The organism is Dellaglioa sp. CoH-57-MRSF-20, assembly GCF_056781955.1.
On record NZ_JBXAXV010000007.1, the window covers coordinates 33,472 to 54,022 of the forward strand.

General features: G+C 34.0%; 17 protein-coding genes. All 17 read right to left on the reverse strand.

Annotated features, from left to right (window positions below; genetic code table 11):
• Positions 1-152 precede the first annotated feature (152 nt).
• The 17 genes from AC1RPN_RS07205 to pgsA all read right to left on the reverse strand — a co-directional run bounded on the left by AC1RPN_RS07205 (position 153) and on the right by pgsA (position 20,536).
• Positions 153-1,478, reverse strand: coding sequence for a DEAD/DEAH box helicase (locus AC1RPN_RS07205; RefSeq protein ID WP_409021433.1), 1,326 nt, complete (start codon positions 1,476-1,478; stop codon positions 153-155).
• Between the two features lies 1 nt (position 1,479).
• Positions 1,480-2,433 carry a DHH family phosphoesterase gene (locus AC1RPN_RS07210; RefSeq protein ID WP_481761837.1) on the reverse strand — a complete coding sequence of 318 codons (954 nt, stop codon included), beginning with the start codon at positions 2,431-2,433 and terminating at the stop codon, positions 1,480-1,482.
• A 15-nt stretch (positions 2,434-2,448) separates the two neighbouring features.
• The gene (locus AC1RPN_RS07215; RefSeq protein WP_481761838.1) at positions 2,449-3,129 is read right to left on the reverse strand and encodes a metal-dependent hydrolase; all 681 of its coding nucleotides are present in this window, start codon (positions 3,127-3,129) and stop codon (positions 2,449-2,451) included.
• A 57-nt stretch (positions 3,130-3,186) separates the two neighbouring features.
• Entirely contained in the window at positions 3,187-4,329 is a 1,143-nt protein-coding gene (gene dinB / locus AC1RPN_RS07220) for a DNA polymerase IV (protein ID WP_481761839.1), read from the reverse strand.
• A gap of 137 nt (positions 4,330-4,466) precedes the next feature.
• Positions 4,467-5,177, reverse strand: a complete 711-nt coding sequence (locus AC1RPN_RS07225; protein ID WP_481761840.1) for a B3/B4 domain-containing protein — start codon at positions 5,175-5,177, stop codon at positions 4,467-4,469.
• 147 nt (positions 5,178-5,324) lie between these two features.
• A complete protein-coding gene (zwf, locus tag AC1RPN_RS07230) occupies positions 5,325-6,812 on the reverse strand; it encodes a glucose-6-phosphate dehydrogenase (protein ID WP_481761841.1) in 1,488 nt (495 codons plus the stop codon).
• Positions 6,813-6,976: 164 nt separating this feature from the next.
• On the reverse strand, positions 6,977-7,339 hold the full coding sequence (yajC, locus tag AC1RPN_RS07235; RefSeq protein ID WP_409021441.1) for a preprotein translocase subunit YajC: 363 nt from the start codon (positions 7,337-7,339) through the stop codon (positions 6,977-6,979).
• Positions 7,340-7,422: 83 nt separating this feature from the next.
• Positions 7,423-8,568 carry a tRNA guanosine(34) transglycosylase Tgt gene (gene tgt / locus AC1RPN_RS07240; protein WP_481761842.1) on the reverse strand — a complete coding sequence of 382 codons (1,146 nt, stop codon included), beginning with the start codon at positions 8,566-8,568 and terminating at the stop codon, positions 7,423-7,425.
• A gap of 15 nt (positions 8,569-8,583) precedes the next feature.
• Positions 8,584-9,624, reverse strand: coding sequence for a tRNA preQ1(34) S-adenosylmethionine ribosyltransferase-isomerase QueA (gene queA, locus AC1RPN_RS07245; protein ID WP_481761843.1), 1,041 nt, complete (start codon positions 9,622-9,624; stop codon positions 8,584-8,586).
• A gap of 17 nt (positions 9,625-9,641) precedes the next feature.
• Positions 9,642-10,658 carry a Holliday junction branch migration DNA helicase RuvB gene (gene ruvB, locus AC1RPN_RS07250; RefSeq protein WP_409021443.1) on the reverse strand — a complete coding sequence of 339 codons (1,017 nt, stop codon included), beginning with the start codon at positions 10,656-10,658 and terminating at the stop codon, positions 9,642-9,644.
• 15 nt (positions 10,659-10,673) lie between these two features.
• Positions 10,674-11,288: a Holliday junction branch migration protein RuvA gene (ruvA, locus tag AC1RPN_RS07255; protein WP_481761844.1), complete on the reverse strand. Its 615-nt coding sequence runs from the start codon at positions 11,286-11,288 to the stop codon at positions 10,674-10,676.
• 136 nt (positions 11,289-11,424) lie between these two features.
• On the reverse strand, positions 11,425-13,398 hold the full coding sequence (gene mutL / locus AC1RPN_RS07260) for a DNA mismatch repair endonuclease MutL (RefSeq protein ID WP_481761845.1): 1,974 nt from the start codon (positions 13,396-13,398) through the stop codon (positions 11,425-11,427).
• Between the two features lie 16 nt (positions 13,399-13,414).
• Positions 13,415-15,994 carry a DNA mismatch repair protein MutS gene (gene mutS, locus AC1RPN_RS07265; protein WP_481761846.1) on the reverse strand — a complete coding sequence of 860 codons (2,580 nt, stop codon included), beginning with the start codon at positions 15,992-15,994 and terminating at the stop codon, positions 13,415-13,417.
• A 26-nt stretch (positions 15,995-16,020) separates the two neighbouring features.
• A complete protein-coding gene (locus tag AC1RPN_RS07270; RefSeq protein ID WP_409021448.1) occupies positions 16,021-16,821 on the reverse strand; it encodes a TIGR00282 family metallophosphoesterase in 801 nt (266 codons plus the stop codon).
• A gap of 100 nt (positions 16,822-16,921) precedes the next feature.
• On the reverse strand, positions 16,922-18,496 hold the full coding sequence (rny, locus tag AC1RPN_RS07275; protein ID WP_481761847.1) for a ribonuclease Y: 1,575 nt from the start codon (positions 18,494-18,496) through the stop codon (positions 16,922-16,924).
• A 147-nt stretch (positions 18,497-18,643) separates the two neighbouring features.
• Positions 18,644-19,885 (reverse strand): competence/damage-inducible protein A, encoded by a 1,242-nt coding sequence (locus tag AC1RPN_RS07280; protein WP_481761848.1) that lies wholly within the window; start codon positions 19,883-19,885, stop codon positions 18,644-18,646.
• 63 nt (positions 19,886-19,948) lie between these two features.
• Positions 19,949-20,536: a CDP-diacylglycerol--glycerol-3-phosphate 3-phosphatidyltransferase gene (gene pgsA, locus AC1RPN_RS07285; protein WP_481761849.1), complete on the reverse strand. Its 588-nt coding sequence runs from the start codon at positions 20,534-20,536 to the stop codon at positions 19,949-19,951.
• Positions 20,537-20,551: the final 15 nt, after the last annotated feature.

Consider the following 20,551-nt stretch of genomic DNA (forward strand, 5'->3'; position numbering starts at 1 on the left):
AGTGGACGTCATTCTATTAATACTTAACACAAGGCAGCTTTTTTAAATAATCATTTCTCTCAGCAAATGAAATGTTTCTGTTAGGCTATTTAAATTTATCCCTGTTTCTAATAAAAATTATATTGAAATCGACTCAAATTGTCAAATTAAGCTTACGACTCTTTACGATTTTGTTTTCTGTTAACGCGACGATCCATTTGATCTTTACGTTTAATTGCTTTTTGAATCTTTTTCTTATATCCAGGTTTACGTTTTTTCTTCTCTTTTTTAACCATTCCTTTGATTACTGGAGCTAAAGGATCTTTGGTTTGTTTACGATTTTCACGGCGATTACGATCATAAGAATCAACGATTTCACCTTTTTTAATATCTTTAGGTGCAAATTTAATCCCCATTGCTTCTAACTCAGCAATTTTATTTTCTTCATTTGGTTCATATAACGTCATCGCAATACCACTCAAACCGTTACGACCAGTACGTCCAACACGATGAATGAAGAATTCTAAATCATTTGGAATATCATCATTGATGACATGTGAAACACCCTCAATATCAATTCCACGCGCTGCCAAATCAGTTGCGACAACATATTGAAAATCTAAATTTTGAACTTCTTTCATGACACGTTTTCGTTCACGAGCTGGCACATCACCATGAATTTTAGCAACTTTTAAATTCTTACCACGTAAATACTCAACAATTTCATCAACACGTGTTTTTGTATTTGCAAAAATAAGTGCGATATATGGTTGTCCCATCGTAATTAATTGATAAATAACTTCATTACGATCATGACCCTTCGTTGGAATAATCCAGTTTTCAATCGTATCACTAATAACTGATTTAGCTGCAATTTCTTCAACTACTGGGTTCTTCATGTATTTCTTTAAAAATGGTTGTAATTTTTGTGGAATAGTTGCTGAAAACACCATCATTTGAAGATCAGAAGGTAATGCAGATGCAATTTGATCAGTTTCTTTCAAAAACCCTAAATCAAGTGTCATATCTGCTTCATCTACAACTAAAGTTGATGCATTATGAATATCTAAAGCGTTACTGCTCATTAAATCAGCAATACGTCCAGGTGTCCCAATGACAATTTGTGGTTGTCTTCTACTTAATTTATCGATTTGACGCTGTTTATCTGTCCCACCAACATAATTTTGAATATGAATAGGTTCGGGACTAAATTCTGCCAATTGCTTAGCAGCTTCATAAATTTGGTAAGCAAGTTCACGACTTGGTGTCGTAATAACTGCTTGAACCGTATTATTTGAAGGATCAAGTTGATTAAAGATTGGTAATAGGAAAGTATGTGTTTTACCACTACCCGTTTGTGATTGACCTACAACGCTTTTACCCTTTAAAACAACTGGTATTAAGCGTTGTTGAACTTCTGTTGGTACATTAAAATGAATTGCTTCAATCGCTTTTAAAAGATACGATTTCAATCCAAAATTTTTAAAATTTTCTGGCATTTTATTCTCCCGTATATGTCTTAGCTAAATCATCAAGTGATTTAACTATTTCTTCGTACTCTGCTTGGTCTTTAGCTCTTGCACCACTGGCCATGGGATGTCCACCACCATCATGCTCTTTTGCTAACTGATTGATTACAGGACCTTTTGATCGTAATCGAACGCGATAGCTACCATCCTTTTGCTGCACAAAAATTGCCCAACATTGAACTTCAATAATTTTACCTGGTAAAGGTACAATTTGAGATGAACCAGCATCGCCCAACTCTATTGAATCTAGATAGTCATGTGTCAATATGACATATGCTGCTTTATGTTCTGTAATAACTAAATTATCATATACATATCCTGATAACTTAGCGACACCTGCGGTAATATTGTCCATTTTTTGGTTTATTTTAGTAGTTGAAAAATGATAAGTCATTAATTCAGCAACCACTTGCATCGTATGTGCAGTTGTTGCTGAATACATGAATCGACCTGTATCGCCAACAATTCCGGCGTATAACATCCTAGCCGCATCATCAGTAACTACAAGTTCTCCACCAACGCCATCAACTAAATCCATAACTAATTCAGAACTACTTGATGCATTTGTTTTCACCCAAACTAAATCACCATAAACGTCTTCATTGGGATGATGATCCAATTTAATTAGGTAGGCACCACTTGTATATCGATCATCTTCAACTCTTGGACGATTAGCCGTATCAATCACGATGACGAGTGCATTATTATACGTCTCATCAGAAATTTCATCTTGGTCACTAATCCATACTAATCCAGCTGAGGGCGCACCAACTTGATAAACCTTTTTGTCAGGAAAACTAGCACGAATAATTGCTGCTAACCCCGATTGAGATCCAATTGCATCAGGGTCTGGACTTTGATGACGATGAATAATAATCGTATCAAATTGTTTAATTTTTTTTAAAATTTCTAACTCAATTTTCACTTAAATGACTCCTTCTTAGAACTCAAATGGAATATCAATCTCGGGAATAATCCCCACACCATCATTCAATAATTGAACAAATTCAACTGGATTTTGTTCAATTTTGGTAAACGTATTGTAATGAATTGGAACAACCTTTTTTGCCTGTACAAATTCAGCTGCAATTGCAGCATCTTCTAAACCCATTGTATAAGTATCACCAATCGGTAAAAATGCTAAATCAACAGGTTCCATATGATTAACTAACTTCATATCTGAAAATAAAGCCGTATCTCCTGCATGATACAAGACTTTCCCATCAATATGCAATTCAAACCCTGCAGCTACACCTAATGTTCTCGCTGTACCATCAATTACCAAGGCAGCAGTATGCCACGCGGGAATAAGTTTTACTGAACCGAAAGGTAATTTAAGCTGACCACCAAAATTTAAAGGCTCAACAATTAAACCCTCATCTTCAAAATAATTAGCTAGTTCATTGATTGTAACGACTTTAGCCCCTGATTTTTTTGCTAACTCAATTGTATCACCCACATGATCGTAGTGTGCATGCGTCACTAAAATATAATCTGGATTTAATTCGTCAATAGTCGTTTTAACTAACGGATTATCTTTAATGAATGGATCAATTAAGATCGTCAACTTATCGTCAGTAACAATTTGAATACTAGATTGTCCAAGCCATGTAATTTTCATGTTTAGTCTTCTTTCGTTTCCAAAGTTGCTCTTAAGTATAACGGTTATTGAGGCCAATTACAAAGGCTGTTTTGTGTCTTTTTTCCCAAATAATGGTAGTTTCATATTTTCAAAACCAATTGGTGCTAAATTTGTCATCGTTAATCCAAGTAACCTAATTCCCTTTTCTGCACCCAATATATCGTCAAAAATCTGTCGTCCATAAAAATAAATAGTTGCTGCATCATTACGAATAAATTCTTCCAATGTTAATCTTTTTGTTAGCGTCGTAAAATCCTGATAGCGAACTTTAATGACTAACGTTTTCCCATGTTTTTGTTGTTTACTCAACGTTTCTGAAACTAAATGTGCAATATACCTAAGTTGTGTTTCAACTTCATCCGTTGTCATCAATAACTTCCCGTATGTTCGCTCGCTACCAATCGATTTTCTCTCTCTTTGCCACTCGACTGGACGATCATCAACACCTCGTACTCGTTTATATAAGAAGTACCCTAATTTACCAAATTGTTGAATTAATTCAACTTCAGATTTTTCTAATAATTCTTTTCCAGTAAGGATACCTTGATTAATCATTTTTGGTTCTGTTTTTTTTCCAACGCCTCTAAATTTACCAATTGGCAATTCAGATAAAAAAGGAATGACATCTTCTGGCAGAATTAATGTCATTCCAGCTGGTTTATTGTAATCGGACGCTAGTTTTGCTAAAAATTTATTATAAGAAACACCCGTTGAACAGGTTAAATGTAATTTTTGATAGATTTCTCTTTGAATCATGTGCGCTGCTTGAATAGCACTTTTAATTTCTTTTTTATTCTGTGTAATATCAAGATAGGCTTCATCAAATGCAATTGGCTCAATCATTTCTGTATATTCATGAAATATTTCATGAAGCTGTCTTGAAACTTCTTTATATAGTGTGAAATCAGGCGATTTAAAAATAGCTTTAGGACAAATTTCATAAGCTTCTTGGGCTGCCATAGCAGAATGGATACCTAATTTTCTTGCCTCATAATTTGCTGTAGCAACAACACCACGACCACCATTTTTTCTAGGATCCTGGGCAATAACTAATGGTTGTCCAATAAATTCAGGATGTTCACGCTCTTCAATTGACGCATAAAAAGCATCCATATCGACATGGATAATTTTTCTTTTTAATAAATTATCGTCTATTGTAATACCATTTAATTCAGCCATTAGTCCCACATCCTTTTCATGCAATTTTACACGAACGCACGTTCCTTTTCAAATTAATTGCTCTTTATTGTCCATTAAGATATAAAAATACCTCATTATCGTTAAACTTATGTTTAACAATTATGAGGTACTTCATATTATTCACCTATAACAGAATTATCCTTATTTAATTTAAAAATTTTACCTTCTACATTAAGATTATCTTTAATAGACTTTTGTAATTGTAACATTGCCTCATCAATAATTTCATTCTGTTCTTTATTGACAGATTCCATTACCATAACAGCATTTTTTGTATCATCTGTTAACATTGTTCTTTTACCATCTCGCCAATTTAAGCATCTGCAAACTGCTCCATCATCATCATAATATAAAACTTCACCAAGCAGAGCTGGTTCATTTTTATCATCACCTAAAGGATAAAAAGCTTCTCCACCTTTAGCAACACCTAAATGAAGATCTCCTTTGATAGCATCTGTATCTTCACCACCAACAGGTACACCATACTCTAATGAAATACTATTGTACAGGTCAACAAGCGGATTTATTGAACCCACACCTTTACCCTGATCAACTCGTTTAAGTAAAGCTTCAATTGATGAACGAGCACCTTTTTTCTTCTTAAAATTTTGGTATGCTTCACGCCAATTAGCCACGACTAAATTGTCTTTGAATGATTCATTTGTTAAATATTTTTGAGCTTTATCCCCAGCTTGTTCAAGCATGTTATCATAAAAATCGGTTTGATTTTCTTTAGGATGATTATCTATATCTTTTAAAAGCATAATATTAATTTGTGCATCTGGAAAGATGTTCCAAAAATCTTCATCTATAATAATTTTATTCATCATTACTCTCCTTATAAATTTATACTTTTATAATCGCTTTCGTACTATAATACTTCTGATATTTTGTCTATTAAAATAATATTTCCCTAAATAATTAAAATTATCATGCAAGAGTTACTTCAATTAATACCGAAGGATTAACGTTTTTTACTTTTTAGGATCGTATATCCAGTAATTACCATCATCCGTTAATAATTTATCTGAAGCCGTTGGACCCATCGATCCACTTAAATAGTTAGGGAATAACGTTTTATCATCATTATCGTTATGCCATGTCTCTAAAATCACATCGGCTACATTCCATGCCTTAGCAACTTCATTCCAATGAGCAAAATTAATTGCATTTCCATCTAACGCATCCAAAATTAACTTTTCGTATGCTTCTGGTGTTTTAGCTTTTGTTTCAGGTGAATTAACATAATCTAAATTCGTTTTATTCGTGTTAAAGCCTTGCCCAATTTCTTTAGTATTAATCGTCAATCTAAATCGTTCATCAGGTTCAACTGTAATTGTTAATACATCTTTACCTAAATGTTCATGTTCAGCACTTGTTCCAAAAATATTTTTTTCAACATTTTTAAAAACAATATTGATTTCAGTATTTTTCTCGACAAGACGTTTACCACTGCGAACATAAACTGGCACACCAGCCCAACGATCATTGTCAATCATTAAACGACCAGCAATAAATGTTTCAATCATTGAATCAGGTGAAATCTGTTTTTCCTCACGATAAGCCTTTTCGGTTCCTGCCTCATTTGCACCATATTGTCCACGAACAAAGTTTTTATTAACTTCATCAGGTTTTAAGATACGGATTGCTTTTAAAGCCTTTAATTTTTCTTTACGAATTTCTGATGCAACAAATTCTTTTGGCATGTCCATTGTTAATAATGAAACAACTTGCATAATGTGATTTTGGAACATATCACGCATAGCGCCACTCGTTTCATAGTACCCGCCACGTTCTTCAACACCTAATGACTCACTCAACGTTAATTGAATATTATCTATATACTTATTATTCCACAATGTTTGCGTAATAATATTACCAAAACGAATTGCTGGAATATTTTGAATCATTTCCTTACCTAGGTAATGATCAATTCTAAATATTTGATCTTCATCAAAAGTATTTGTAATTTCATCATTTAACTTTTTAGCACTTTCAAAATTGCGTCCAAAAGGTTTTTCAATAATTAAACGGTTGAATCCATTTTTAGTTACTAACTTTTGTGACCCTAAATGAGTCGCAATCGTACCAAAAAATTGAGGTGACATTGCTAAGTAGAACATACGGTTACCTTCAATTTGGTATTTTTCATCAAGTTTATCTGCTAATTTTTTTAAAGTTATATAATGTGCAACATCAGTCACATCATGTGATTGATAATAAAAATGTGATACGAAATCAGCAATTTTATTAGCATCATCGCTAACATTAACTAAAGATTCAGTAACAACGTTTTGATAAAAATCATCTGTCCAAGGACGTCTTGCAGTCCCAATTACAGCAAAGTTGGCATCTAAAAATCCTTTTTCAAATAGTTTGAAAAGAGATGGATACAATTTTCGCTTTGCTAAATCTCCGGTTCCACCAAAGATAATAAATAAGGCCTTTTGTTGAGTTTCCATTATTCCACACCACTCTCATTTTTGAGGTTTCAGTCCTCTTTATTAGTAAAATCAATAGTATAAGTTTACATTTTATTAGTAAAATAAACAAGAAAGTTGGTCTTAAACTAGACAATAAAAAAAGTATTAACTCTGATTAGCACAAAGTTAATACTTGAAAATAATTATTTTTCGTCAGAAGAGAATTTATCTTCTTCAGTTTTTGTTTCAATAACTGCATCAGTAGTTGTTTCTTCCTTAACTGCAGCTGCAGGTTCTACTTTAACTGCGGCAGGAAGGACACGTGCGATTGCTGAGCGTTCAAATGTTAAGAAAATACCGTCACAATCAAGTGTAACAGTTTTTGCCTCTTCATCAAAACTATCAATAACGCCGTGTAAACGACCAATAGTTACTACTGCATCCCCAGGTTTTAATTGGTTCATCATATCTTGTTGTTTTTGTTGTTGTTTTTTTTGTGGACGAATCATCATGAAATACATCAAGACGAATAAAGCCACAATCATTAAAATACTACTATATTGCATTAATAAGTCACCTCTATTTCTTTTTTCTTACTACACAAGGGTATCAAACTTATTGACTGAACACCACAGTTATTCAAAAAAATTTAAAAATTCTTAGGATTTTTATCATAAAATCCATATTGTTCAAAAAATGCTTCACGAAATTCTAATAAGTTGTCATCCATAATAGCTTGACGAACATCAGCCATTAAATGTGTTAAAAAATACAAATTATGATAACTAGTTAAACGAATACCAAATGTTTCATCTGCTTTAATCAGATGACGTAAATAAGCACGCGTATAATTCTTACATGTATAACAATCACAGTTTTCATCTAATGGTCTAAAGTCTCGTTCATATTTCGCATTTTTTACAACAACACGGCCCATTGAAGTCATTGTTGTCCCATTTCTAGCAATACGTGTTGGTAACACGCAATCAAACATATCAATTCCACGTAACACCCCATCAATCAAGGCGTCAGCTGAACCAACACCCATTAGATACCGTGGCTTGTCTTCTGGTAACAATGGCGTTGTGAAATCTAAAACGCGGTTCATTTCAGCTTTTGATTCCCCTACCGATAACCCACCTATTGAATAACCAGGAAAGTCCATTGAAACTAAATCACGCGCACTTCGTTCTCTCAAATTTCGATGACCGCCACCTTGAACAATTCCAAATAAAGCCTGTTCTTTCGGATTCAAATGAGCTTCAAGTCCTCTTTCAGCCCAGCGGCTTGTCCGATCAACTGATTTGCTAATATAGTCATAACTTTCAGAAAATGGTGGACATTCATCAAAACTCATCATAATATCCGCACCTAAAGCATTTTCTATGTGGATCGCTTTTTCTGGTGATAAGAATAATTTTTCTCCATTTAGATGACTTCTAAATTTGACGCCTTCCTCAGTAATATCACGCATCTTTGCTAATGAAAATACTTGAAAGCCACCCGAATCAGTCAAAATACCTTTATCCCAATTCATAAATTTATGTAACCCACCAGCTTCTTGTACGACATCTTCACCGGGGCGTAACCATAAATGATAGGTGTTTGATAAGATAATATTAGCACCAAGTTCGTCTAATTCTTCAGGTGCCATTGATTTAACAGATGCTAGTGTACCTACGGGCATAAACATTGGCGTTGGGAAAGTTCCGTGAGGTGTAATAATTTCACCAAGTCTGGCACCTGTCCGTTTGTCTTTTTTGATTAACCGATACTTAATTGCGGGCTCTACCATTATTAATTCTCCATCCTATTTAATATACATTGCATCGCCGAAGCTAAAGAATCGATATTTAGAATCAACTGCATGTTTATATGCGTTTAAAATATTTTCTCTTCCTGTAAATGCTGCAACCAACATTACTAATGTTGATTTTGGTAAATGAAAATTAGTTATAAATCCTTCAACAACCTTAAATTCATATCCTGGTTTAATGAAAATTTCCGTCCAACCACTGTCAGCTTGAATAGCGCCCTTAAATTTTGAGCCAATTGTTTCAAGTGTCCGAATTGTAGTTGTTCCTGTCGCAATAATTTTACCACCTGATTTACGAACATCATTTAATTGTTGAGCTGCATCCTCAGTTAAACGATAAAATTCACTATGCATTTTATGGTCTGCAATATTCGTTTCACTAACAGGTCTAAATGTCCCTAATCCAACATGTAGCGTTAAATAAACAAGATGAACACCTTTAGCTTCAATCTTTTCTAATAATTCATTTGTAAAATGTAAACCAGCTGTAGGTGCTGCTGCCGATCCAACTTCCTTTGAATAAACCGTTTGGTACATTTCTTGATCTTCAAGCGTTTCTTTAATATAAGGAGGTAGCGGCATTTCGCCAAGTTCATTCAGAATTTCCATAAATATACCCTCATATTCAAAACGAATCATGCGGCCACCATGTTCTAGCTCTTCAATGATCGTTGCCGTTAAGCGGCCATCACCAAAACTAATCACAGAACCAACCTTCATTTTTTTAGCAGGTTTTACTAATGTTTCCCAGTTATCACCATCAGTATTGTTCAATAGCAACACTTCGATGTGGCCACCAGTATCAGGTCTAATTCCATGAATTCTAGCAGGCATCACCCGCGAATCGTTCATTACAAGAGCGTCCCCAGCATTTAATTGGTCAATTACATTATAGAAATAATCATCCTTGATTTTACCTGTCTCATGATCCAAGATTAACATCCGAGATGCATCACGTTCTTCTAAGGGTGTTTGCGCAATTAATTCTTGAGGCAATTCATAATCGAAATCTTCAGTACTTAGTTGTTTAGTCAAAATATCGTCATCCTTCTCTATTTATTCTCGTTAAAGTCATAAGGTCGATTCAAATGTTCATAAGCTTCCATTGTTGCAACTCGCCCTCTTGGTGTGCGTTTTATAAAGCCAATTTGCATTAAATAAGGTTCAACCATTTCAGCAATGGTCTCTGTTTCTTCCCCTATATTGGCTGCTAACGTACTCAAACCAACTGGACCACCTTGATAGAAATCAATCATAGTCTCTAAAAGTTTGCGATCTGTCTCATCTAATCCACGGTTATCCACGGCAAGTAGATTTAACGCATGATCAGCCGTTGCTTGGTTAATTTCACTTTGGTCAGAAACTTCTGCAAAATCACGAACTCTTTTTAATAGGCGATTCGCAATTCGTGGTGTTCCACGTGAGCGTCGAGCTAACTCATGAGCGCCACTTTCTTCAATTTTTGTATTGAAAATATCTGCTGATCGAATGACAATTTCTTGCAAATCAGATTGATTATAATAGGCCATATGTTCAACAATCCCAAATCGATCTCGTAACGGTGCTGATAGAAGGCCCGCCCGTGTTGTTGCACCAATCAATGTGAATGGAGGTAGTGGAAAATGAACGGGATGTGCTGTTGGGCCTTGGCCAACAACAATATCTACAAAAAAATCTTCCATAGCTGAATACAACATTTCTTCAACCATCTTGGGTAAACGATGAATTTCATCAATAAATAAGACATCCCCAGGTTGTAATTCATTTAAAAGTGCCACAAGATCTCCAGATTTTTCAATTGCTGGTCCACTAGTTGTTTTAATTTGCACTTGCATTTCATTTGCAATAACCATTGCAAGTGTTGTTTTACCTAACCCAGGTGGCCCATACAACAATACATGATCAAGTGCCTCTTCACGTTGTCTAGCAGCTTGGATATACACACTTAATTCATTTTTAACCTTATCTTGACCAATGTATTGTGATAAAAATTGGGGACGAAGTGACTTTTCAATGGATTCTTCCTGATTATCTTCCGGTTCATTCGAAATAATCCGTTGTTCTGTCATTTTATCAACCTCCTTTTATTTTTTCATTAATAATTTTAAGCCTTCTCGTAGATAAGCATCCGTTGAGTCTGCTTCGAATGATTCTAGATTCTTACTAATAGCCTTAATCTCACGTTGAGAATATCCTAAAGCAGATAAAGCTTCAAGACTTTCTTTCATAAATGGTGATGCTTGTGCCGGAATGAAATCAAGCGATTGTTGTCCTGGCATTGTGGTTGCTTGACCTTCAATATCATCTAATTTACCTTTTAAATCAAGCACGATTTGTTGTGCTGTTTTTTTACCAACACCTGGAAATTTAATTAAATAACTAACATCTTCTGTATTAATCGCATTAACTAAACCACGATGATCATCATTGGCTAAAATAGCAAGCGCACTCTTAGGACCGATTCCTGAAACATTCAATAATTTTTCAAATAATTTTTTTTCATCTAAATCGTAAAAACCAAATAACGTCATATCATTTTCACGAATAGCCTGATAAACAAAAATTTTAACAACTTTTTTTGAATCTTCTTGGTACCTAAATGGGTTAGCAACAAAAATTTGATAGCCTATTCCATTAACTTCTAAAACAAGATAAAAAGGTGTTACAGCCGTTATTTGGCCCATAAAATACTCATACATATTATTTTCCCACTTTTCCTAATCTACATGAATCTGCTTTTAATAGTGTACCATAGACCACTTATTTATACAGTTATCGCTTTTCTTACAAAAAAATCAATTATCACCAAATATTTGGCAACAATTGATTCTTAGCCTAACCTTCGTGACCGGTTTGATGTGAATCTTGAATTCGTTTAAAGAAATGTTCCATGTCTTGATTAGAAAAATGAACTAAAACTGGTCGTCCATGTGGACAATTAAATGGATTTTCAACATTTTTTAGCTCACTTATCAATGCCTTAGCTTGTCGATCATCAAGGTGGTGATTTGCTTTGATTGCCCTCTTGCAACTCATCATAATCGCCGCTTTTTCTCTAAATTCAGCAATCACTATTTTCCCATCTGTGAGTAAGTAATCAATCATTTCTCGAATCGTACTTTCTTCTTGCCCTTCTTTAAACCAGGTTGGATGCTGTCTAATAATGAAACTATTTTGTCCAAATGGTTCAAGGATGAGTCCGATTTTTTCCAATATATCGGTATGTTCAGTAATAATTATAGCTTCACTTACTGTATATTCTAGAACAATCGGTACCAATAGATTTTGCAAGTCACTAGAAACGTCACCAATTTGCTTACGATAAAACTCATAATTAATACGTTCTTGTGCAGCATGTTGGTCTAATATATATAACCCGTCTTCCGATTCTGTAAATAAATAGGTTCCATGCATTTGGCCAATATATTTTAAATCAGGAAACCTTTGTTCACTCTTTTTCGTGGTAGCTATTTCTTCATCATTCTCTTTCTGTACATCGCCTGTTTCATCCGGCGTAACAATAGAAAATGGTGCCACATTAATTTCATTAGCATATTGTGTCTCAAATGTGCTAACTCGTTTCGAATCCAATTGTTCAGCAACTTGAATTGAGATTGGTTCAATATTCCTTGATAAATGATTTAAATTTTCGCCAATTGTAATCTTAGGTTCACCACTTGTTACTGCATCCGTTTGTACTGATGAGAATTTAGGCTTAGCTTGATATTTACTTGAGGCTTCATTCAAATCAAATTGTAATTGATCCGTATCTATTTTTTCACGTTTCTTAGAACTTAAATTCTCTAATGCTTCCGGAATTAAATTTTCTTCAGCAATACGTTCATAGATAATCTTTTTTATAAGTTCAGTTAATTCTGGTTCTTTACTCAATCTTACTTCCTGCTTAGTTGGATGAACATTCACATCAACTAGCATGGGATCTAATTGAATATTCAAAATTGTAATCGGATAGCGTCCAACCATTAATTTTGATCCATATCCTTTAATGATTGCTTTATTTAAATTAACATTTTTAACGTAACGTCCATTAATTAAAATAGATATAAACTGTCGGCCAGCACGCGTTAATTCTGGCAGTGATGTATAACCGCTAATCTTAAAATCTAAATCATGACCCTTAAATTCAAGCATTTGGCGTGCACTTTTGACCCCATAGATAGCTGAAATAGTTTGTTTCAGTTGGCCGTTTCCAGTTGTTTTCAAGACTTCTTTACCATCATGTGTTAAAGAAAATGAAATATTTGTATGGCTCATTGCTAATCGGTTCATCATGTCGCTAATAATTGACATTTCAGTTTGCAAAGACTTTACATATTTTAAACGTGCAGGCGTATTGTAAAATAAGTCAGAGACTGTTATTTCTGTTCCTTTACGACTAGCAGATGATTTTTCATCTACTATCTCACCACCGTTAACAGCAATAACAGCCCCAGGTTGCCCTTCAATAGCTGTATTCAAAGTCACTTTAGCAACTGATGCAATACTTGGTAAAGCTTCGCCACGAAATCCTAGCGTACTGATTTTAAATAAATCTTCTCTTGAAGTAATCTTACTTGTGGCATGACGTTTAAAAGCATTCTGCAGTTGGGATGCCTCAATGCCATCTCCATTATCAATGACTTGAATTAATTTAAGCCCAGCTTCCTCAACGACTACATCAACTTGTGTGCCATGCGCATCAATCGCATTTTCAACTAATTCTTTTACAACAGATGCAGGTCTTTCAACTACTTCACCAGCAGCTATTTGATCCGCTAAAATTGTGGGCAGTTCAATTATTTTTGTCATTCATTCACCTTCAGTTCTATCCGTTCAATTTTTCTTGCCAGTCATATAAGACGTTCATAATATCTCTTGGCGTCATGTTCATCAAGTTAAGTGCTTTAAGTTCATCCACAACTGCTAACTGGTCCTTTGACAAGTTTTCGTTAACAAATAAAGATAACTGCGTATCATCTTCATTGATGGTTGTTGGTAATTCTTTTTTACTATCTGATTGTTTATTTTTTAGCTCTAAATCATCTAAAATTAATGTTGCACGGCTTAACAATTCTGCTGGCATTCCCGCCAATTTAGCAACATGAATCCCATAAGATTTATCTGCAGGTCCTTCTTGAATTTTATGTAAGAAAATTAATTCACCATTTTCTTCAATAGCACCTACATGGACATTTTTTAAAGAACTAACGGTTTCTTCAAGTATCGTTAATTCGTGATAATGTGTCGAAAAAAGTGTTTTGGCATGTACATGTTTATCCACATACTCGATAATCGCTTGTGCGAGTGCCATACCATCATAAGTTGCCGTTCCCCTACCAAGTTCATCAAATAAGATTAAACTATTCTCAGTCGCATTTTCTAAGGCTTGATTAGCTTCTTTCATTTCAACCATAAACGTACTTTGACCTGAAATTAAATCATCTGCTGCACCAATCCGAGTAAATATTTGGTCAAATATTGGCATTTTAGCCGCCTCTGCAGGTACGAAACAACCGATTTGAGCCATCACAACCGTTAATGCTAATTGACGCATATACGTACTTTTACCTGACATATTAGGTCCTGTAATCAATAAAATATCAAGTGTTTCAGGCATTCTAACATCATTTGGTATATAGCTTTGTTTTCCCATCACTTTTTCAACTACAGGATGCCAACCAGCTGTGATATCCAATTGATGACCTTCTTTTAATAATTGTGGTTTTACAAAATGTGAGTCTTCACTAACAACCGCGAAACTTTGTAAGACGTCTAACGTGGCAATTCCTTGAGCTAATATCTGTAATCGTTCAATTGATTTTTTAACAATATCTCTAATTTCGACAAACAATTTATATTCTAAATCCATCGCTTTACTCTCAGCACCTAAAATAATACTTTCACGTTCTTTCAGTTCAGGTGTGATATAACGTTCAGCATTAGTCAACGTCTGTTTTCGTTCATAACGGTCTTTTGGAACATTAATAATATTAGATTTTGTCACTTCGATAAAATAACCAAAAACACGGTTAAATCCAATTTTAAGATTTTTAATCCCCGTTAGATTTCTTTCTTTGGCTTCCATTTCAGCTAACCATTGTTTACCATTTTTCATTGCATCTTGATAAATATCTAATTTATCATTATACCCCGGTTTAAATAGGTGACCATCAGTCACTGATAAAGGTGGTTCATCAACAATGGCACGTTCTATTAAATTAGAAATATCATCGACTGGATCTAATTTATTGATAACATCAGAAAAAGTACCATCGTCAATTTCGTCTAAAACATATTTAATTTTAGGAACTTGTTTAAGCGATAATTTAAGTTGAACTAAATCTCGCCCATTTACGCTACCAAAAGCGACACGTCCTGCCAATCTTTCTAAATCATAAACTTTAACTAACTCTTCTTGTAACGTACTTCTTTCAAAATAATGGTTAATCAATAAATCAACCTTATTTTGACGGTCTAAAATTTCAGCATAGTTAATAAGCGGTCTATCAATCCACTGTTTAAGTAAACGACCACCCATAGCTGTTTTTGTGTCATCTAATAACCACAATAAAGTACCTTGCTTCTTGCCCGTTCGAATATTTTGCATTAATTCTAAATTATATTTTGAATAATGATCCATTTTCAAGAAAAAATCAGGCTCATAATGAACTGCTTTTTGTAAATGATCTAAACTTCGTTTTTGCGTAACTGAAAGATACGTTAACAAGTCAGTTACAACCGAGATTTCTAGTGAATCTGTTAAATCTTGAATCGCATAACTTGATTCAGCATGATTTTCAACAATTTCTTGTTTAGAAAGCATAATATTTAATTTTTCTAATGTTTCGATTGTTTCATCAGACAAACTATCATTAATCACAATTTCTTTAGTTCTCAAACTCATTATTTCATTAATTAAATTATCTAAATTATCTAAGCGACTCGTTTTTAATTCACCTGTTGATAAATCAACATAAGCAAATCCAAAACTATTGTTGTCTTCTATAATAGCTGTTAAATAATTATTTTCTTTAGACTCCTTCGCACCGTTATCCATCGTTGTTCCTGGTGTTACTAGCTGAATAACTTCACGTTTAACCATACCTTGAGCTAATTTAGGATCTTCAACTTGTTCACATATTGCGACTTTGTATCCTTTTTCAACTAAAATATCGATATAATTTTGAGCAGCATGATGCGGTACGCCACACATTGGAATAGGATCATCAGCTTTTTTATTACGTGTTGTTAACGTTAATTCGAGTAATTGCGACCCTTTAACAGCATCATCATAAAATAGTTCATAAAAATCACCAAGACGATAAAACAAAAAAGCATCAGGATACTGTGCTTTAATGTCAAAATATTGTATCATCATTGGCGTTAGTTTTGTTTTTTGCGGCATAGTCGAGATGCCCTCCTATCTCTAAATTAATCCATAAAAGGATGGTCATCATTAATTAATACAGGGAATATCTTTTTAGCATGTCCCGTTTTGTCATCAATATCTATCACACAAGCAGATAACGTTTTACGACCTGTTTCATCCACTTCAAATCGTGTTGGCATTTGCGATAAAAAGCGACCAATTACATTTTCACGTTTCATTCCTAAGATACCATCGTATGGTCCTGTCATACCAACATCTGACATAAAGGCAGTTCCTTTAGGTAAAATACGCGCATCATTAGTAGGCACATGTGTATGCGTACCTACTACCGCAGATACTTGACCATCTAAGAACCATGCTATAGCTTCTTTTTCACTCGTTGTTTCAGCATGAAAATCAATAAAAATGAAATCAGTCTCTTTTTTGACTTCTTCTAAAATATCTTGAACAACTGCAAACGGATCATCTGAAGGAGACATAAAAACACGTCCTTGCAAATCAATCACAGCTAATTTTTGCTGATTAATATTAATAATTGTATGTCCAATCCCAGGTACTTGGTTTGCTGAGAAGTTAGCTGGTCTAATTAATTTTTTTGCACCACCAATAAAATCTTGAATATCTCTATTATCCCAAGTATGGTTACCCATGGTTACAACATCAGCACCTGTTTGAAGGAATGCTTTATAGACAGATTCATTAATACCTCTACCCTTCGTTGCATTTTCACCATTTACAATGGTAGCCTGTGGATGAAATTTTCTTTTTAATTTTGGTAAATACTCTTTAATCATTTGTTGACCTGAATCGCCAACGACATCTCCGACAAATAATAAACGCATGGTTGTCCTCTTTTCTTATATATAAAACTAGTTTAACATTTTTTCTTTTTAATAGACAAAAAATGATGATTTAAGAAATTAATCTTAAATCATCATTTTTTTATTTAGCATACTCAATTGCTCTTGTTTCTCGAACGACAGTCACTTTAATATGTCCTGGGTATTCGAGTTCATCTTCAATTCTGTTTTTAATATCTCGAGCTAAGACAGTTGCTTGAATATCATTAACTTCATTTGGCGTGACAATAACACGTACTTCACGACCAGCTTGAATTGCATAACTTTTCTGTACACCTTTAAATTCATGTGTAATATCTTCAAGTTTTTCAAGTCTATGAATATAATTTTCTAACGATTCACTTCGTGCGCCTGGTCTTGCAGCTGAAACAGCATCTGCCGCTGCAACAAGAATAGCAATAGTATATTTAGCTTCAACATCACCATGATGTGAAGCTATAGTGTTGATGACAACATCATTTTCTTTATACTTCTTAGCTAATTCAAGGCCAATTTCCACATGTGAACCATCAACTTCATGATCAACTGCTTTACCAATATCATGTAACAATCCTGCGCGTTTTGCTAATGTAACATCTTCACCCAATTCAGCGGCTAACACACCTGCTATTTTGGCAACTTCAATAGAATGGCTTAACACATTCTGACCATAACTTGTACGATAATTTAATCGACCAATTGTTTTAATTAAATCAGGATGAATTGTATGAAGTCCGAGATCAAAGGTTGTTTGTTCACCTAATTCACGAATTTTTTCATCCATTTCTTTACGTGATTTTTCAACCATTTCTTCGATTCGTGCCGGATGAATCCGACCATCTTGAATTAATTTTTCAAGAGTCATTTTGGCAATTTCACGACGAATTGGATCAAACCCACTTAAAACGACTGCTTCTGGCGTATCATCGATAATTAAATCAATCCCTGTTAAGGTCTCTAATGTTCGAATGTTACGTCCTTCGCGGCCAATAATACGGCCTTTCATTTCATCATTTGGCAAGGTAACTAATGAAACAGTTGTTTCAGATACCATGTCAGCTGCACTTCTTTGAATAGCTTGAGCAACTAAATCTTTAGCATTACGATCAGCTTCTGATTTAGCTTGCTTATCACTTTCCTTAATCATAACAGCTCGTTCATGACTTAATGATTCTTTCGTATCGTCCATAATAATAGTCTGTGCTTGTGTTTGTGTTAGAGAAGCAACTCTTTCAAGTTCTTCTTGTTGTTCCTGAATCAGTGAAGTAGCTTCTTGTTGTTTTGTGTCAACAAGTTTTTGGTCAGACGTTACTTTTTTCTCTTTGTTCTCAAGCGTTTGTTCTCGTTTATCTAGTGCGCCATCTTTACGATCTAAAGTTTCTTCACGTTGAATTACTCGATTTTCTTGCTTTTGAATTTCTGAACGTCGTTCCTTTAACTCATTGTCTATTTTATCACGATAACTTTGACTTTCTTCTTTAGCCTCTAAAACAGCCTCTTTTTTCTGAGTCTCAGCATCTTTCTTTGCACTTTTTAAAATACCTTCAGCCGTATGCGTTGCGACATCAAGTGTTTTTTCGAAATTTGACTTTCTATATGCAATTCCAATAAAAATTCCAACAACTAAAGCAATAATAGCGATGATAGCGAGGATTAATACGGTTGTTATAGATCCCATAAAAGTCCACCTCCGCATCATCAAATAATGATTAATTTAACTAATCATAAATTTTTAGATGTTTTTTATTTTGTTCATATACACTTTAGTATTTTACGGTTAATTGCCCCCCGCTGTCAACAACAATCCATTGCCAAATTTAATTATTTACTCATTAATTTCATCAAATATCCATTTAAGTCCACTTAGAACACTTCTTTGTCTAATTGTTTCTCTATTTCCAGCAAAATGAAATTGTTTTGCAATAACGGGACTATTTTTAATTGCTAATCCAATCCAAACCGTTCCAGCTTTCTGATTTTCAAGCTCATCTGGACCTGCAACACCAGTAAATGAAATAGCAATATTTGTTTTCATTTTATTTTGTGTTTGTTGGGCCATTTGTTTAGCGGTTTCTTCACTAACAACACCATATTTTTTAATATCTTCAGTCGAAATACCTAAAATATCAGATTTGGCTGTATTAGCATATGTTATAAATCCACCATCATAAATTTTTGAGACACCTGGTATTTCTGCTAATGTACTTTGAAATAATCCAGCTGTTAAACTTTCGGCTGCAGAAATAGATAAGTTTTTTTCAATTAATTTAGTTACAACAATATTTTGTAACGAATTGTCATCCCCATAGCCATAGAAATAATCACCAACTTTGGAAAGTACATAAATCTCCATTTCGTTAATTAATTCTACAGCTGATTTTTTGTCTGTAGGACTTGCCGTAATTCGCAAAGTGACCTCATTTGTCTTGGCGTATGGTGCAATAGTAGGATTAGTTTGTGAATCAATTATCTCTTTTAATTCAGTCACCAATTTAGATTCACCAATGCCATAAAAACGTAAAACTTTTGATTCAAGATGACTATTTAAGTTATATTCTTCTTTTAATAGCTGTTCAACTTCCTTATTAAACATTGTTTTCAATTCCTTAGGTGGTCCAGGTAATAATAAGAAATCACACGAATCACCTTTGTAAAAATCACCAACAGCCATTCCAGCATGATTTTTAATTGGTTTTGATCCTTCTATATACAAAGCTTGTAATTTGTTGTTTTCAGTCATTTGACGACCCGTTTGTGTAAAATGATCTTCTATTTTTAACATGGCGTCCTTATTTTCAACTAACTTCTCATTTAAAAATTTGGCGACCATCTGCTTCGTTAAATCGTCTTCTGTTGGTCCTAAGCCACCAGAAAGGATAACCAAATCATTTCGTTTTGAAGCCAGTTCAATTGCCTCTAACATTCGTTCTTCATTATCCCCTACAACTGTCTGATAAAATACATTTACACCTAAATCAGCTAATTTTTCAGCTAAGAAAGCACTGTTCGTATTTACAATTTGTCCTAATAATATTTCTGTACCAACCGCAATTATTTCTGCATGCATGATGTTGCCTCCTAATTTAATTAAAAAAGACTAAAACGGTTAAATGTTTTAGTCTAAATATTTTTATTTTTCAAATGAATCTGAGAAAATAGCTCTATTTTGAACAAAGTAATCAATACCTGAATAAACAGTAAAGAATAAACAAATATAAAGAAAAATGGCAGCCATAGGTACATTAATTGCTGCAAATAACACATTATTTAAAAACAATAAAATAATAGCTATCATTTGGGTTGTTGTCTTAATTTTGCCTGGCATAGCTGCAGCCATAACTTCCCCATCATTTTCAACAATAATCAATCGTAATCCTGTTACCGCAAGTTCGCGACAAACAATAATTGCAGCTACCCATGCAGGTACTTGGTTAAATGAAACAAGGATAACAAATGCAGTCATTACAAGCATTTTATCTGCCAATGGGTCTGCAAATTTGCCAAAATTAGAAACTAAATGTTGGCGACGTGCAATTTGACCATCTAAAAAATCTGTTAATGAGGCAGCTGCAAAAATAATTGCACCAATTAGATGTGTCACCTGAATCTGTGTACCAACCCAAGTAACCATTCCCCAATCAATTGGTAATAACAATACAAGCATGAAGATTGGAATTAAAATAATCCGCACAACCGTTAATTTATTTGGTAAATTCATAATGATCCCCTTTTT

Bases quoted from the DNA above. Each gene is read 5' to 3' on its own strand.
- AC1RPN_RS07205 (WP_409021433.1), bottom strand. From the start codon at position 1,478: ATGCCAGAAAATTTTAAAAATTTTGGATTGAAATCGTATCTTTTAAAA.
- AC1RPN_RS07215 (WP_481761838.1), bottom strand. From the start codon at position 3,129: ATGAAAATTACATGGCTTGGACAATCTAGTATTCAAATTGTTACTGAC.
- dinB (WP_481761839.1), bottom strand. From the start codon at position 4,329: ATGGCTGAATTAAATGGTATTACAATAGACGATAATTTATTAAAAAGA.
- AC1RPN_RS07225 (WP_481761840.1), bottom strand. From the start codon at position 5,177: ATGAATAAAATTATTATAGATGAAGATTTTTGGAACATCTTTCCAGAT.
- zwf (WP_481761841.1), bottom strand. From the start codon at position 6,812: ATGGAAACTCAACAAAAGGCCTTATTTATTATCTTTGGTGGAACCGGA.
- yajC (WP_409021441.1), bottom strand. From the start codon at position 7,339: ATGCAATATAGTAGTATTTTAATGATTGTGGCTTTATTCGTCTTGATG.
- tgt (WP_481761842.1), bottom strand. From the start codon at position 8,568: ATGGTAGAGCCCGCAATTAAGTATCGGTTAATCAAAAAAGACAAACGG.
- ruvB (WP_409021443.1), bottom strand. From the start codon at position 10,658: ATGACAGAACAACGGATTATTTCGAATGAACCGGAAGATAATCAGGAA.
- ruvA (WP_481761844.1), bottom strand. From the start codon at position 11,288: ATGTATGAGTATTTTATGGGCCAAATAACGGCTGTAACACCTTTTTAT.
- mutL (WP_481761845.1), bottom strand. From the start codon at position 13,398: ATGACAAAAATAATTGAACTGCCCACAATTTTAGCGGATCAAATAGCT.
- mutS (WP_481761846.1), bottom strand. From the start codon at position 15,994: ATGCCGCAAAAAACAAAACTAACGCCAATGATGATACAATATTTTGAC.
- AC1RPN_RS07270 (WP_409021448.1), bottom strand. From the start codon at position 16,821: ATGCGTTTATTATTTGTCGGAGATGTCGTTGGCGATTCAGGTCAACAA.
- rny (WP_481761847.1), bottom strand. From the start codon at position 18,496: ATGGGATCTATAACAACCGTATTAATCCTCGCTATCATCGCTATTATT.
- AC1RPN_RS07280 (WP_481761848.1), bottom strand. From the start codon at position 19,885: ATGCATGCAGAAATAATTGCGGTTGGTACAGAAATATTATTAGGACAA.
- pgsA (WP_481761849.1), bottom strand. From the start codon at position 20,536: ATGAATTTACCAAATAAATTAACGGTTGTGCGGATTATTTTAATTCCA.